Source organism: Halomonas sp. RT37, assembly GCF_040070525.1.
In the GTDB taxonomy this organism is placed as follows: domain Bacteria; phylum Pseudomonadota; class Gammaproteobacteria; order Pseudomonadales; family Halomonadaceae; genus Halomonas; species Halomonas litopenaei.
In genome coordinates this window covers 2657001-2669776 of record NZ_CP098827.1, presented here as the reverse complement: position 1 = coordinate 2669776, position 12776 = coordinate 2657001, and the positions used below count along the sequence as shown (strand labels likewise).

Genomic DNA, 12776 nt, shown 5'->3' with positions numbered 1-12776 from the left:
GAGCTTTGCTATGTCAGCATATACTATATGAATTGCTGAAACAGGAACGCTTTTGTTAGAAGAAACTGATGGTTGCGAGCAAGATGAGCTTAAGGAAAAGTTAGAGCTGCTCAGGGAGATACTGTCTTCTATAGAAATTATATCTAAGTCTACCGATTGGCGAGATGATAGAAACAGGGTGAGAATTGGGCGATTGTCTCATACTTGCATGCTTCTCATCGATGTTATAGAAGACTTCACGTCACAGAGGCGGCGTGATGGTCATCAACAATGATGATGCAGGGAATGGAGATAGTTAAAGATAATGTATTGCCTATTTTTGCGTAGAAATTCCCACTGATTTCATATAAGTCTCAAAGGCAATGCAGGCTGCTTTGCAGCGAGCATCAACCTCACTTTCGAGTGTATCAAGTACATGTCGTTGGGCACCCGGCTTGTACTCCACAATGTCCCACTCGATTTCTGACCCAATCTCGCTGTAATGCGCTTCTACCTTGATGGATGTTGTGACATTCATAGCGTCTCTCCAAGTCTTCTATGTTCCTGAGTGTAACAGTATTTTGAGACATTGGGATGCTCACGCTCGGACCAGCATAGAGAAGTGAAAAAAGATAGTTTTAAGGCCTGGTTGCGGCGCGTTCGAGCACAGGTCAGTGAATTTTGGCTCGCAGGGGCAGGGCTCATGAGAGAAGAAATAATAAGCTTTACAGCTGTAGATGGTGGATGGGAGCTGTTCTGTAGAAACTGTTACACGCTAGAGTTTAACCACTACTCAGATTCTCCGTGGCTCCAATTCGAAATTCAGCCTGAAACAAAAAATGGGGGACGCTACACCGTCAGGTGCCGCGTATGCCGCCATGTATCGCGACGAAAATCGCTGCACCCGGATAGTCTTCGACCATCTTAGATTCGGGTTGCGAGCAAGGTAGTGGCGCTGGCGGAAAGGTTATAGCAGATCGTAGATTGTGGATCGCACCTCGTACCGCTCTGATCTACGCTGAGCCAAGCACTTTGCTTTCAGGAGACAGGGATGCTCACGCAGATGATCAGTTACCAGGTTGTGGAGAGCGGGCTGGAAATGCGTTGCCTGGTGTGTCAGACCGTCGAATTTCAGGAGACAGGGCGGCAAGGCTGGAGGCTTTTCGAAGTGGTGCCAGACGGTCCTTGGGGCAGATGCTTCATCATTACGTGCAGGGCCTGTGGCCACAAGAACCTGCGCGCCTCTTTGCAGCCTGACTGGTATGGCTGAGGTGGGCAGTCAGCTACGACATCATGCTGTGACGCCATCTCAAGGAGCCCCGGTGCTCGTGAGCCTGGTGTCTTTGGTAGTCGGCAGGCCGACGGCTGAGCCTGCAAAGACTTACTCGGCTAGTACCGCTTTGGCACAGAAGCTGACATTATGTTCTACGCTAAGCACTAGGAGGCTAGGCGTAGGATAGTCATGTTGGACATGCCGATGATCAATTTTGCGACCGTGGAAGGCGGCTGGGAAATGTACTGCCTGAAATGCCACTCTGCCGAGTTCAACGTCACGGATCGCTCACCGTGGAGCCAGTTCGAGATCCGGCCGGGTGCCCCGCATGGGAGGTGCTACATCATAAAATGCCGTTCATGTGGCCACGAGGCTCTCCGAAATACACTGCAGCCGGATTGATGAAGCCCTCTGCAGGACTGATACATGCCCGTGGTTACTGGGCTGGCGGGAAGAAATGTGCTCTACCATACACCAGGCCATACACGGTGCCGTCGGCTAGGCTTGGGTGGGAGGCTGTTCTAGAGGAAATGGTAGCACGCCATGGGCTACCCTATGGCAGGTCGTGTTGAACGCCATCCTTGGCCCCTTCATCTCACTCCCAGCTGATCGCCTCAACCGCTTCCACCGTCTCAGCGGCCTTCACCTGACCCTCAAGAGCCTGGCGCTTCCCTGTTGCCAGGCCGCTTGCCTGCATCCAGGCATCGGCCTTGGCGATGATCCGCGTCGCTAGCTCGGTCTTGTCTATACCCCGGCCAGTGGCCATGGCATCCAGTAGGGGCGTGTCGGTAGCTGAGTCAGCCAGGAATGCCCTTGCCTCACGCTCCTGCTTGTCCCAGGTCATTTGCTCCGACTCGGGGTACTCGCTGCGAATGCTGGCCAGCTCGGCCTCGTAGGCCGCGTTGATGCGGCGTATTGCAGAGTTTCTAGCGAGGAGGAACACTTTGTGCCGATCAACACGTACTTCACCTTCCTCATAGTCAATAATCCAAGTTTCGCGAGGAGCATCTGGCAAGGTGACTGGTTTAAGATCCTTTGTAATAAGGTGGTCTTGGCTACCATCGACACCAAATGCGACTACCTTACGACTCGGCGTTATAAAGTGCTTCATCTTAGTTCCAGCCATTCTTCAATACTCCCGATTCCGCCTTGAATAGTCACTTCATAGGTACTGCCTGGGGGCACTACGAAGCTAACAGGGTATCTGTAATATATGTTCTTTCCCAACCCTTGTGTTGCGGCGGAGACGCCATCAATTGTCACTTGCATGACTACCACATAAAATCCGGGTGCTGACCCCGATTCAGTAGTAGTGCCGCCTACCACAAGCACTTCAATGGGGCCGGGTGTACTGTTTGTGTACTGCACCCCTTCTGAGCGAGTCGAAGTAACATCTATCCACGACTTATCCGGGGCGGAAAATGTCTGCTTTTGAGTTGCCATTGTGTCACCAGCAACAGAAGGCGCAGTATCGAAATCGTTGGCCCCCGACAGCCGCGCATACCGTGCATCAGCCTGCGAAGTCTTGGGAACGTCACTCGCACCGGTACCCACATTTGCCGCTGCTGCCGTTCCAGCATCCGAGATAGTGCTCAACAGCTGGGTGCCGGTGTGGTTGGCGCGCTGTACCGCATAGTCCTTGGCGGCTTGCTCGGCACTGGCGGCTGATCCCGCAGGGTCGGCGCCGACCTGCGCGGGAGTATGAGCGGAGCTTTTTGCCTCGTGCGCGGCGACCGCAGATGAAGCTGTTCCAGCGGGGTCTGCGCCAACGTCTCCCGGTACGAGCGTGACGGCGCCAGTTTTGCCGGCAACGCTGGCGACGCTGTCGGTGTTATCGATCTTTGACCAGGTGCCACCGCCACCGCTCTCGTTGGGCGTCCAGAGCAGCATGTCCTTGTTGCGGTACTCGACACCGCCGATGGTCTCGCCATTCGCCGCGCCAGTGACCATCCAGTAGCTGGCCCCGGTCGGCTCGGGCGGCAGGGAGCCGGTGCTCGCATCCCAGGCGCCTTGGGCGACCATGGCGTTAACGGCACGCTGTCGGGAAACTTCCGCCCAGTGAGCGGCGGAGAACTGGGAGCCGTCACCCTCTGGCACCGGTGTATCGTTCGGGTATTGGGCCCAGTGTTGGGCCTCTAGGGCAGAGTCGTCTGCGGCGCTTTCTGATCCCGCGGCGTTTGATTCGCTGGCTGCAGCGGCGCTTGCAGAGCCCGCCGCGTTCGAGGCAGAGGTGGCCGCACTACCCTCGCTCGCTGCTGCTGCACTGGCTGAACTGGCGGCATTCGCCTCGCTGGTCGACGCGGCGTCGGCACTGTCGGAGGCGCTGGATGCCGATGCGCTGGCGGCGCTGGCCGAGCTGGCAGCATTCTGCTCACTCGTGGCCGCGTTTGAGGCTGATTCGCTGGCCGCCGTAGCACTGTCGGCAGCGCTGGATTCGCTTGCGGCCGCCTCACCGGCAGAGGCTCCCGCCTCATCCCGGTACCCGCGGGCTTCGTCCACCAATGCCCGGAACTCGATCACGATGCCAGGCGTCAGGTCCTGTTCGCCTTGCCACTCGACCACCAGTTCATTGAGATCGGTGGCGGTGGAGTCGGCACGCACCTCCAGATTCTTGGCGAGCTCGAGGAATGACCGGCCCTGCATCACACGCACGTCGTAGCGACCCACCTCGACGGAGATGGAGTAGTCGCCCTGGGCGTCGGTGATAGCCTCGGCACGAATGTGGTTCAGGACGGTGGCGGATGTCCTGACGGCGTCAAAGCGAATGGTTGCCCCGGGCAGCGGATGGCCGTAGGGGTCTTTCAGTACGCCGGTAAGCGTCACTGCCATGGTGTGTCTCCCACAAAAAAGCCCGCGCTTGGCGGGCTGTTAGAGTGCGTTGCGAAAGCGGGCCAGGGCCCGATGCATGTCGGCGGTTGTGCTTGATCGTCGAATATCTGCCTTGGCCGCGATACGCGCCTCCTCGATGGTGCCAGCGCGCTTTTCCCATCGGGTGCGAGCGCGCTTGATGCGCCGACATACGGTGGTCACGTCAGCGCCTGTGGCGTCCGCCTCGGCTTCGACCATCGGCCCCGAGCCTTGGGCCGCCTCGGCCAGCTTGAGCTGGTAGACGGCCTCTTGGGCGGGTGAAACGTAGCGAGCAGCCTCGGCCTCGCTGTCCACCAATGCCAGATAGTGCCGCTCGGCCTCTGCCCGCGAGGAGAACCGGCGAATGCTCAGCCTATCCATCGATCGCCACCTCCAGGGTTTCATCGAGGCGCCAGGCGGGGCCGACCAGCTGGATCTGGTAGGTGCCCGGCACGTCGACATCGAGCTGGGCGCTGTCGCTGGTGGTGACCATCTGTTGGCCGTCCATCGCCAGCAGGGTGCCAGGCTCCAGCCCAGTGATGGTGGCTGTTAAGCCCTCGACGGCAACCTGAGCATCCCGGTGCTGCTTTGGCTTGATCTGGCCGTCCGCCAGGTCCACGTAGTGGGCGGCATCGTCAAAGCCTGCCTCGACCTCGACATAGTCTTCGTGCTCACCACACTGCATCTCGACATGGTCTTCGGGGCAGTCTGTGACGCGCAGGATGGCACCGGTCAGTTCGCAGTAGATTGCGACGATCATCGCTTTTTGCCCTCTGCTGTCAGGGTGGATTGGGTGGAATTGACGGTGCTGGCACCGCGACACTCAATGGCAATAGTGACGCCATGGCGGTTGCCTACATCGAGGGTGCAGGCGTGGTTGAGCTCGCCGGTACCCGTGGGAATTTCGAACCAGACACTCCCATCGACCTTCCATCGGAAGTAGGGCCGGCCGCCGCCGCCTGTCGCATTCGTTGCTGCGAAGTTGGCGAAGACTCGGCCGCCCTCGGCATTGAGGTACACCGATAGCCAGCTGACCCAGCTCCCGTTGCTGCTTCTTCCAGAGGTTCGTGACGTACCGACAGGGATAGTCACCGCTTGCCCGGCAATCTGCAGCGTGTCGACCTGTGCATTACCAATCTTGGCGCTGGTGATCGCTGCATTGCCGATCTTGGCGTTGGTGATTGCGCCGTTGCGAATATGGGCGTTCTGGACGTCGATGTTGAACAGCTTGCCGTAATCCACATGGAGCTCATCGGCCTGGATGTAGCTGGCCTTGACCTTGCCGTTCTCCACAATGAACGAGCCATCGGACGCCTTGAGCTTGGTGAACGTCAGGTACTGGATCAGCGCTTCTTTCAGGTACAGCGTGCCATCGGTGAAGATGAACGGGATCACCTCGGCGTCGCCGTCACCTGGCTGGGCGATGTAGAACCGGTCCGCCAGCACACCGAAGTCGAAGACGTCCTGATCTTCGTCGTAGGCCGTGCCAAAGCCCGCCACTCGACCGCCGCCAGTCACGTTCAGCACATAGCTGGAGTTGAGCCCGTCGATGTTCTGGCTCAGGTCCGTGAACAGATCCGTCTGTTTTATCTGCCCGCTGATCACCGACATGATTTTGTCGGGGTCGTTCTCGGTGGTGGCCTGCACCGGGTACCAACTCGAGACGCCGTAGGCGTTGGTGCCGCGCACGTAGTAGTAATAGGTGGTGTCGGGCTCGAGGTCGGTGTCGGTCAGGGTAGGCGCCACACCGACGCGCACTGCATTCGACTCGATCAGTCCTGTGTCGAGTGCGACGTTAGAGCGCCAGAATTCCCACATCTGCCCAGGGTAGAGGCCATTCGGGATCAGCGTGATCTCGAAGGTTCCCGCTCGGATGTCCACGCTATCCGGCGGCGTCGGCAGCAGCAGGCCGGCCACGTTGGTGGTCCGGTACGCCCAGGGCGACGCGGAGCCGGTACCGGTGATGCCACGGACACGGATCTGCCATTCACCCGGCTCTGCATCGAGGATGTCGAACGACGTGCCCGGGCCAGCGAAGGCCTCACCCCATGACACGTCATTCGGCCCCTGTACCTCGGCAATGTAACGGACGACTCGAGCGTCATCGCTGGGCGTCCAACTGACGGTGATCTTCTGGTGCTCGGTGCCGCCGGCCAGGTACTTGGATGCCTCGACGGTAATGGAGTAGGGCGCCGCCACCGGGCCGGTCGGGATCAGCGTGTAATCCTCGTCCGGCAGGTTGAGGCCCTGCTCGACGCGATCGTACTTCGTCGGGTCATGCTCGACGGCGGTGATCTGGTAGATCGCCGTCTCCTGCTCAGCGACGGACAGCACCCGGAACTTGGGCGGCTCAACGTCCTGGCTCGACAGCATCCAGATGGCGCCACGGATCGGCTCAGCTGAGAGCGGGCTGACCAGCTCGACATGATCACCGGCGAACCGATCGACCTGCCGGCGCTCAATCCCCCCGGTGGGCAGCAGCACGTCCAGATACCAGTCGCTGCCGCTGACCTGCTCGGGCACTTGGTCAAGAACCAGGGCAGACAGCCCAGGGCGAATGATCCGGCCAGAGAGCCGGGCGCCGGCCGTGGTCGGGTCGTTGACTGCAATAATGTCGCCCGGGCGCAGGTCGGCATGGTCGACGCTGGCCTGGTAGGTGATCGTCTCGGTCTCAGCGCGCTCGCTATAGAGCATCCACTTGCCAAGGCGGTGCGCCTGGCCACGGCTGGTGCAGCCTACGGCGGTGACGTCGATCTGCTTCCAGCCGAATTGCTGGACGGCATCGGCATCCTCAACGACCTCGACCTGGAGGCGGTAGTTGTCGCCAGGGTCATTCCAGCTCACCAGGGCGACCGAGTGCCTGGCCTTGAGCGCGGTACCGCTGTACTCGAATTCACCGTCGACGACATTGGCCGGTGACACCAGCTTGACCGGATCGGTCGGCATGTCGGCTGTCGCCATGACGGTATTGGCGCCCCAGTAGGTCATGCCACGGAACGCAGTCGCCAGGGTGTCGAGCGCCTTGATGGCTTCCTCTCGGCTCGACAGCACGGTGTTGAAGGTGAAGCGCGGCTCTTGGCCGCCGAACCCATCAGGAATCAGCTCATCGCAGTATTGGGCGATCTGGTAGAGGCCCCACTTGTCGACGTTCTCCAGCCCGGCGCCGTAGCGCTCGCTGGTGGCCAGGTCGAGGAAGCACCAGGCGGGGTTGTCGGTCCAAGCCAGCTTGAACGAGCCATTCCACAGGCCGGTGTATTCGCGAGTCTCGGGGTTGTAGTTGGTCGGCACCCGGACGATCAAGCCCTTGACGTCGTAGCTCCGCGAGGGGATCTGGCTGCCAAAGTCCTGGGCATCGACCTCGAGCCCGACCAGTGCGGTATCGGGATACTGCAGCTTGGCGTCGATGATCTCGGTGTAAGTGGCCCAGTACGTCGCGTTGCGCAGGGTGGCGCTGCCGTTGTCGGGCGTCACTCGGCGCACGCGGATGTCCCAGGGGCCATCGCCGGTGAGCGGCACACGATAGGACCGCTGGTAGGGGCTGGTGGTCTTGCCCTTGATGATGTCGTAGCGCTTCTCGGACCAGCTGCCTCCATTGGGGCGAACATCGACGGCCACCGCCACCTCGGTGGGCAGCAGATCGCCATTCTCGACGTTCTGATAGCTGAGCGCCTGCACCTGGACGGTAACGCGAGCGGCATCGGCCTCCGGGTTGGTGACGGTGCGAACGACTGGTGTGGCGTTGGTCACCTCGGTCGATACATCGTTGGCAGTCTCCACCGCAGGGAAGCCGACGATGTGCGACTGATCAGGCTCACCAGTGCGGGTGTGAACGGTCACGCCTTGGAAGTTGAAGTCGCCGCCCTCGTCCTGCAGCGGCGTCTCATCCAGATAGATGCTCTTGAGGCCATTGGTCAGGCCGACAATCGGCCCCTCGCCCAGCACGTCGATGATCCTGGCCTTGGAGGTGGAGCGAAGGGTGTTGGGCGCCTCGCGGGGCGTACGGGCTTCATCGCCGCCGCCCTTGCCGCCTTTCGCGCCATAGACAACCAGATCGGTCATTCGTCCAGCTCCTCAGCAGTCATGCCGGCAGATGCCACAACGCTGCCGACCTTCACGCGGCCGTAGATCACCGGCACCGGCAGGCCCTGGGTGCTGGTGTTGGTGGGCCCATCGAACAGGAAAGAAGGGCGCTCGTCGGGTCGCTCTCGCTCGCCGTAGTCGCCTGTCTGCGGGGTGGGCGACAGCATCTGTGAGACGCCGCCGAGGGTCAGCGCGACACCAGCGTTTACAAGCCAGCCTTGCCCTGTGTAGACACCCACCGCGACCAAAACAGCTCCTGCGATTGTCTGGAACAGCCCATCTCCACCAGCACCTGAAACGGCAGGCAGAATGTGAATTTCCGACTCGTCACTCACAGCCACCGCCAGCCCTGCTTCGTCGAGCGACACGCCGCCATCGAGGGGGCCGCGCACGACATGCCAGTCGCCATCACGGATGACAGCCTCAAAGCCGGGGATTTGGATCAGCAGCGCACGGATGGCCTCGGCAGGATCACGGACGTCCAACGAAAAGGACTCGCCGAAGCGAGCCCCAAGAAAGCCATGCAGATAGAGCGTTTTCATCAGTCCCTCGACGTGTGACGGAGCCAGTGGGTGATGTAAGGGAGCCAGCGGGCGGCCGGGTCTCGGCGCGAGAGCCGGGTGGGGTCGACAGGCTGCCGGCCAGACGGGTGGTGCAGGCATAGCCCGTTCTCCACCAGGACGCCGCCATGGTTGGGCACGTCGCTGCGAAGTTGGGCGAACCACATATCGCCAGGCATGGCCTCGTCTGCCTCGATGACGCGGAACCCCGCCTGCTCGAAACCCTGGCGGTAGAGGTCTTGCCCCTTGAGCCACCATTCCCATGAGCGAGGAAATTCGGGGAGGTCGACGCCCAGTTCTATCGCGTAGTAGTCGCGGATCAGGGCGTAGCAGTCGGTCACGCCGTGGACGAAGCCCCGGCCGACCAGGTCAGGCCGGTCGCCGCCGCCCCACCAGCGAATGGGTGTCGTGGTGGTGCCATCGGTGGCCACAATCCCCCACGGAACCCCAGAGGCAAGCTGGCCGCGCATGTCGGCCTCGCTGGGGCAGTCCGGATAGTCCGGGTGTGAGTGAACAATGGCCCGTAGGCCCTGGGCGGTGGCCGCTGCCATGTCGCGCTTGGCGATGGCGAAGGTGGATCGGGGATCGTCTGCCACATTGGCTACCTGCCGGCAGCCGTGGTCGGTGATCAACCACACAGCCTCATCGGGATAGGTGGCCAGGGCCTCGGCGCGGATCTGGTCGGTGTGCTGCTCGAACATCAGCGAACCCTCCCGACGCCGGGGAAGGCCCGCGTCGGGAGAACGCCCGCCTGCCCGAACCTCAGTCGGCAGTCGCTCAACCGCTTGCCGCACACATCGCGCCCCATACCGGGCAGGGCACTGGATCCGTCAGCCTCCCACTCGCCGGAGCCAGAATAAGGGCAGGTCACGCCCTCGTAGCGGTACTGGGTGCCATCCCACCAGCGGTAACGATGCGTGCACGAGTCCCGCAGGATCTGCCGGTGGGGAATCATCCGGCCTTCCTGATCCATCTGTACCGACAGCTCAAACTGGATCTGCCGGCGGTTCTGCGAGGCCTTGCGCTCGATCACGTAGTAGTCGATCGGGAACAAGGCCTCGGGGTCGGGCGCTGTGCCGTCATCCAGGTGCCGGCGGTAGGTGCGCAGGCGCTTGACCGGGGCGCCGACCAGGTCGTCGGCACTGATCACCAGCGACAGAAACGCGAGCTCCATGGCGGTGACCGTAAGCGTCGGCCGGGGCAGGGTGCCCTGGCCGTTCCACTCGAAGCCGGCGGCCTTGATCGGCACCGGCTGGTACTCGTAGCCATTGAACCGAACTGGACCGCCGTCGACTGGGTAGGGTGCGAATCGCAGAATGCCGTCGCCATAGTTGCGAGCATCTAGCTCGAACATGGTGACGATCGCGTCCTGCTCCAGGTGCTGGGTGTCGGAAGCGATGACCTGGCTCATAGCCCGAAGTCCTCGATGAAAGTGGCTGTCAGGGTGTGCCGCTTAAAGGTGTCCTCGGTGACCTTGGGGTGCTCTTTGCAAACCACCCGCCATGCCTCGGGTTCTTCGGAGACCTGCCACAGGAAGGCGTAAACGCCCCGGCGATCCAGCAGAAAGTCCCGCAAGCGCTCCATCTGCTCTTGGGTAATGAGGCTCCACGTCACGGTCCACTCTCGCCTGGACGAGTTGATACCGGCTGCACTGCGCTGCTCGTACCCGTCACCAAAGCTCACCGCATCCACAGCAAACGAGCCGCCGCCGGTCAGCCCATAGTCAGGCTCCCGGCCAATATCGGGGAGGAAGTCGATCTCCATGGGTTACCTCTTGGCGAGCAGCCCACCGGGGCGCTGCTGTTCGATGATGAACTGAGCGAACTGGGCCTTGTTGGCGCGCTTGAAGGCGTCAGCCTGGCGCTCTGTATCTTGCTGTGTGGCGCCTGGCTGGGCTTCAACTGTGATCTGCGGGGCGTACGTGATCTGCGGGGCCATCGAGGACGATGCACTACCGCCCACCAGGCCGCCATTGGCGTAGCCGGGCATGCTGTTGAGGCGCTCAAGCATAGGCAGGACACCTGGCTGATCGACCACCGACTTTTTCACCACGTACTCACCGGCATGCACGATGCCCGCCGGGTCATTCTTGCCGCCCGGCCCGGTGTAGCCGCCGTCAGCGTATAAGCCGCCAACAGTGCCACCGCTGTACGTACCTGCTGAGCCGCCGCCGTAGGCCGCCATGCCTGCAGAAACGGCAGTTCCAAGCCAGTCCACCGCCGGCTCGGTGATGCTCTTGCGAACCGCAAGGCGAGCAATGTCCTCGGCAATGCCAGCCAGGACGTCCCGGAAACCTTCTCCGCCCACGATGGCGTCCTCAAACGCGCTGGAGAAGGTCAGGCCGAGATCCCGAGTGAGGTCGTCAGTCTCCTTGACCTTCTCAGCCAGCCCGCCGGTGGCGATCTGCTCCATGAAGCCGCCGGTCAGCTCTACCGAATACTGTGTGCGTAGTCGCTCCTGGGCGTCTGCGAGATTCAGTGTGTCGTCGGCTGCGGCCTTGAGGTCGAGCAGATCGAGTTCTTCGCGATACCGTCGGTGTGCAGCCTCCAGCGGATAGAGTCGGTCGAGCAGCGTCTGCTGGGACTGCGCCAGTCGCTCCTCTTCGCGGATACGCTCACGCTCTGCTTTGGCCAGCTCCCGCTCGGCCGCCGCCCGGTCCTTGCTGCTGACGCGGTCAAATGTCCGTGCCGGCGGTGGCTCAAAGCCGTCTGGCTGGCTGATCAGCTCTTTCTTGCGATCGATGAGCTCGTCATAGCTCGCCTTCACCTCATCCAGGGCGGCGAGTGCGTCCTGGCCTTGAGGAGAATCGGCGCCGTACATCTCGATGCGCAGTTCGAGTCGACGCTTGTCGTCAAACACTCGGCTGAGTTCGTCATCGATGCCCACGATGGAGCGCTTGAGGTCGTTCTCGCGGAAGTAGTCCATGAAGGCGCTAAAGCCACGCGAGACGTTCTCGATGGCCCAGCTGATCCCCTCCAGCGACGACTTCATCATGTCATCAAACTGGCTGACCGCACGGGCGGTCTCGACCGTCAGCTGCTGCTCCAGGCCGTGGAACTCGTTGCGCACATCCTTGAGCCTTTGCACATCGAGTGCCGACAGCACCTTCCCTGTACGGTCGGCTTCATCACCGAGTCGCCGAAGTGCTTCACCATTGCCCTGGAGAAGCGGGATCAGCTCTGTTGTGTCGCTGGCGAGAGCCTCCATGTAGAAGGTCATCTCGGAAGCGGACAGATTGGCCCGATCCAGAGCGTTGTAGATCGCCTGCAGGGCGTCCGGGCCTGACATGTTTGCCAGAGCCTCGGCGGTCAGGCCGACCTGGGGCGCGATGTTCTCGAAGAAGTCCGCGAACTCACCGCCACCCGTTTGCAGGAAGTCACCGATACGGTCCTGGACGTCTCGAAGAATGTCCGCGACCTTGCCTTGCTCAAGGTTGTACTCGCGGGCCGCGTAGGACAGTCGCTGGAACTGCTCTACACCTGAATTCGAGATGCGCGCCATGCGCTCGATCTCGACGGCGGCGTCGGAAGCTTGCCTCGAGACTGCAGCAAAGATCCCCGTGCCGACTGTGAGCCCAGCCATCGCGCCGGAGGCTGCCGTGAGCGCAAGGCCAATCTTGTTCGTCGTTGCCGCGGTCTTGGAGCCCTGGCGTTCGACCTTATCTAGGCTTTGATCGAGGCGTCGTAGCTGGCGTTCACCGCTGCGGCTGTCGATCGTGAGCTCTAGGCGTGATTCGTAGGCCATCGTATTCTCCGGGCACGAAAAAGCCCGCTCGATGGCGGGCTTCAATTAGCTAGCGTTGGCGACTATTTCTCAGGCGGAGGCTTGTCTAGGCAGGCCCAGGTGAGTGCGACGACCCATCCGACAAAGGTCCAGCCGGCAACAAAGTTCAGCACTGTGATGGCCCCGGCGTGGCGCATGTTCCTCGCCCCGGCGATGATGCAGGGCAGGAAGTAGACGGCCACAAACAGCGCTAGTGTTACCAGCGGGTGGAAAGGCAGGCTCTGGACGTACGCGTATCCGGCTTCCATGAGCGT

General features: G+C 61.3%; 11 protein-coding genes. All 11 read right to left on the bottom strand.

All coding sequences use genetic code 11. The features are described from left to right. Nucleotides 1-1847: 1847 nt before the first annotated feature. Entirely contained in the window at nucleotides 1848-2363 is a 516-nt protein-coding gene (locus NFG58_RS11400; protein ID WP_348826534.1) for a hypothetical protein, read from the bottom strand. Further along, nucleotides 2360-4081 carry a prophage tail fiber N-terminal domain-containing protein gene (locus tag NFG58_RS11395; RefSeq protein ID WP_348826533.1) on the bottom strand — a complete coding sequence of 574 codons (1722 nt, stop codon included), beginning with the start codon at nucleotides 4079-4081 and terminating at the stop codon, nucleotides 2360-2362. The genes NFG58_RS11400 and NFG58_RS11395 overlap by 4 nt, the downstream gene beginning before the upstream one ends. A gap of 39 nt (nucleotides 4082-4120) precedes the next feature. Continuing rightward, entirely contained in the window at nucleotides 4121-4480 is a 360-nt protein-coding gene (locus NFG58_RS11390; RefSeq protein WP_348826532.1) for a hypothetical protein, read from the bottom strand. Further along, nucleotides 4473-4859, bottom strand: coding sequence for a hypothetical protein (locus NFG58_RS11385; RefSeq protein WP_108133118.1), 387 nt, complete (start codon nucleotides 4857-4859; stop codon nucleotides 4473-4475). The genes NFG58_RS11390 and NFG58_RS11385 overlap by 8 nt, the downstream gene beginning before the upstream one ends. Continuing rightward, the gene (locus NFG58_RS11380; protein ID WP_348826531.1) at nucleotides 4856-8158 is read right to left on the bottom strand and encodes a phage tail protein; all 3303 of its coding nucleotides are present in this window, start codon (nucleotides 8156-8158) and stop codon (nucleotides 4856-4858) included. The genes NFG58_RS11385 and NFG58_RS11380 overlap by 4 nt, the downstream gene beginning before the upstream one ends. Then, the gene (locus tag NFG58_RS11375; protein WP_348826530.1) at nucleotides 8155-8721 is read right to left on the bottom strand and encodes a hypothetical protein; all 567 of its coding nucleotides are present in this window, start codon (nucleotides 8719-8721) and stop codon (nucleotides 8155-8157) included. The genes NFG58_RS11380 and NFG58_RS11375 overlap by 4 nt, the downstream gene beginning before the upstream one ends. Further along, nucleotides 8721-9440, bottom strand: a complete 720-nt coding sequence (locus tag NFG58_RS11370; RefSeq protein ID WP_348826529.1) for an NlpC/P60 family protein — start codon at nucleotides 9438-9440, stop codon at nucleotides 8721-8723. Before NFG58_RS11370 ends, NFG58_RS11375 begins: the two co-directional genes overlap by 1 nt. Beyond that, nucleotides 9440-10150 carry a phage minor tail protein L gene (locus NFG58_RS11365; RefSeq protein WP_348826528.1) on the bottom strand — a complete coding sequence of 237 codons (711 nt, stop codon included), beginning with the start codon at nucleotides 10148-10150 and terminating at the stop codon, nucleotides 9440-9442. Before NFG58_RS11365 ends, NFG58_RS11370 begins: the two co-directional genes overlap by 1 nt. Beyond that, a complete protein-coding gene (locus NFG58_RS11360; protein WP_348826527.1) occupies nucleotides 10147-10503 on the bottom strand; it encodes a phage tail protein in 357 nt (118 codons plus the stop codon). The genes NFG58_RS11365 and NFG58_RS11360 overlap by 4 nt, the downstream gene beginning before the upstream one ends. 3 nt (nucleotides 10504-10506) lie before the next feature. Continuing rightward, nucleotides 10507-12483 carry a hypothetical protein gene (locus NFG58_RS11355; RefSeq protein WP_348826526.1) on the bottom strand — a complete coding sequence of 659 codons (1977 nt, stop codon included), beginning with the start codon at nucleotides 12481-12483 and terminating at the stop codon, nucleotides 10507-10509. 62 nt (nucleotides 12484-12545) lie between these two features. After that, complete coding sequence (locus NFG58_RS11350; RefSeq protein WP_348826525.1) at nucleotides 12546-12770, bottom strand: superinfection immunity protein; 225 nt, start codon at nucleotides 12768-12770, stop codon at nucleotides 12546-12548. Between the last annotated feature and the right edge of the window lie 6 nt (nucleotides 12771-12776).

Coding starts and splice junctions, on each gene's coding strand:
- NFG58_RS11400 (WP_348826534.1), bottom strand. CDS start 2,363: ATGAAGCACTTTATAACGCCGAGTCGTAAGGTAGTCGCATTTGGTGTC.
- NFG58_RS11395 (WP_348826533.1), bottom strand. CDS start 4,081: ATGGCAGTGACGCTTACCGGCGTACTGAAAGACCCCTACGGCCATCCG.
- NFG58_RS11390 (WP_348826532.1), bottom strand. CDS start 4,480: ATGGATAGGCTGAGCATTCGCCGGTTCTCCTCGCGGGCAGAGGCCGAG.
- NFG58_RS11385 (WP_108133118.1), bottom strand. CDS start 4,859: ATGATCGTCGCAATCTACTGCGAACTGACCGGTGCCATCCTGCGCGTC.
- NFG58_RS11380 (WP_348826531.1), bottom strand. CDS start 8,158: ATGACCGATCTGGTTGTCTATGGCGCGAAAGGCGGCAAGGGCGGCGGC.
- NFG58_RS11375 (WP_348826530.1), bottom strand. CDS start 8,721: ATGAAAACGCTCTATCTGCATGGCTTTCTTGGGGCTCGCTTCGGCGAG.
- NFG58_RS11370 (WP_348826529.1), bottom strand. CDS start 9,440: ATGTTCGAGCAGCACACCGACCAGATCCGCGCCGAGGCCCTGGCCACC.
- NFG58_RS11365 (WP_348826528.1), bottom strand. CDS start 10,150: ATGAGCCAGGTCATCGCTTCCGACACCCAGCACCTGGAGCAGGACGCG.
- NFG58_RS11360 (WP_348826527.1), bottom strand. CDS start 10,503: ATGGAGATCGACTTCCTCCCCGATATTGGCCGGGAGCCTGACTATGGG.
- NFG58_RS11355 (WP_348826526.1), bottom strand. CDS start 12,483: ATGGCCTACGAATCACGCCTAGAGCTCACGATCGACAGCCGCAGCGGT.
- NFG58_RS11350 (WP_348826525.1), bottom strand. CDS start 12,770: ATGGAAGCCGGATACGCGTACGTCCAGAGCCTGCCTTTCCACCCGCTG.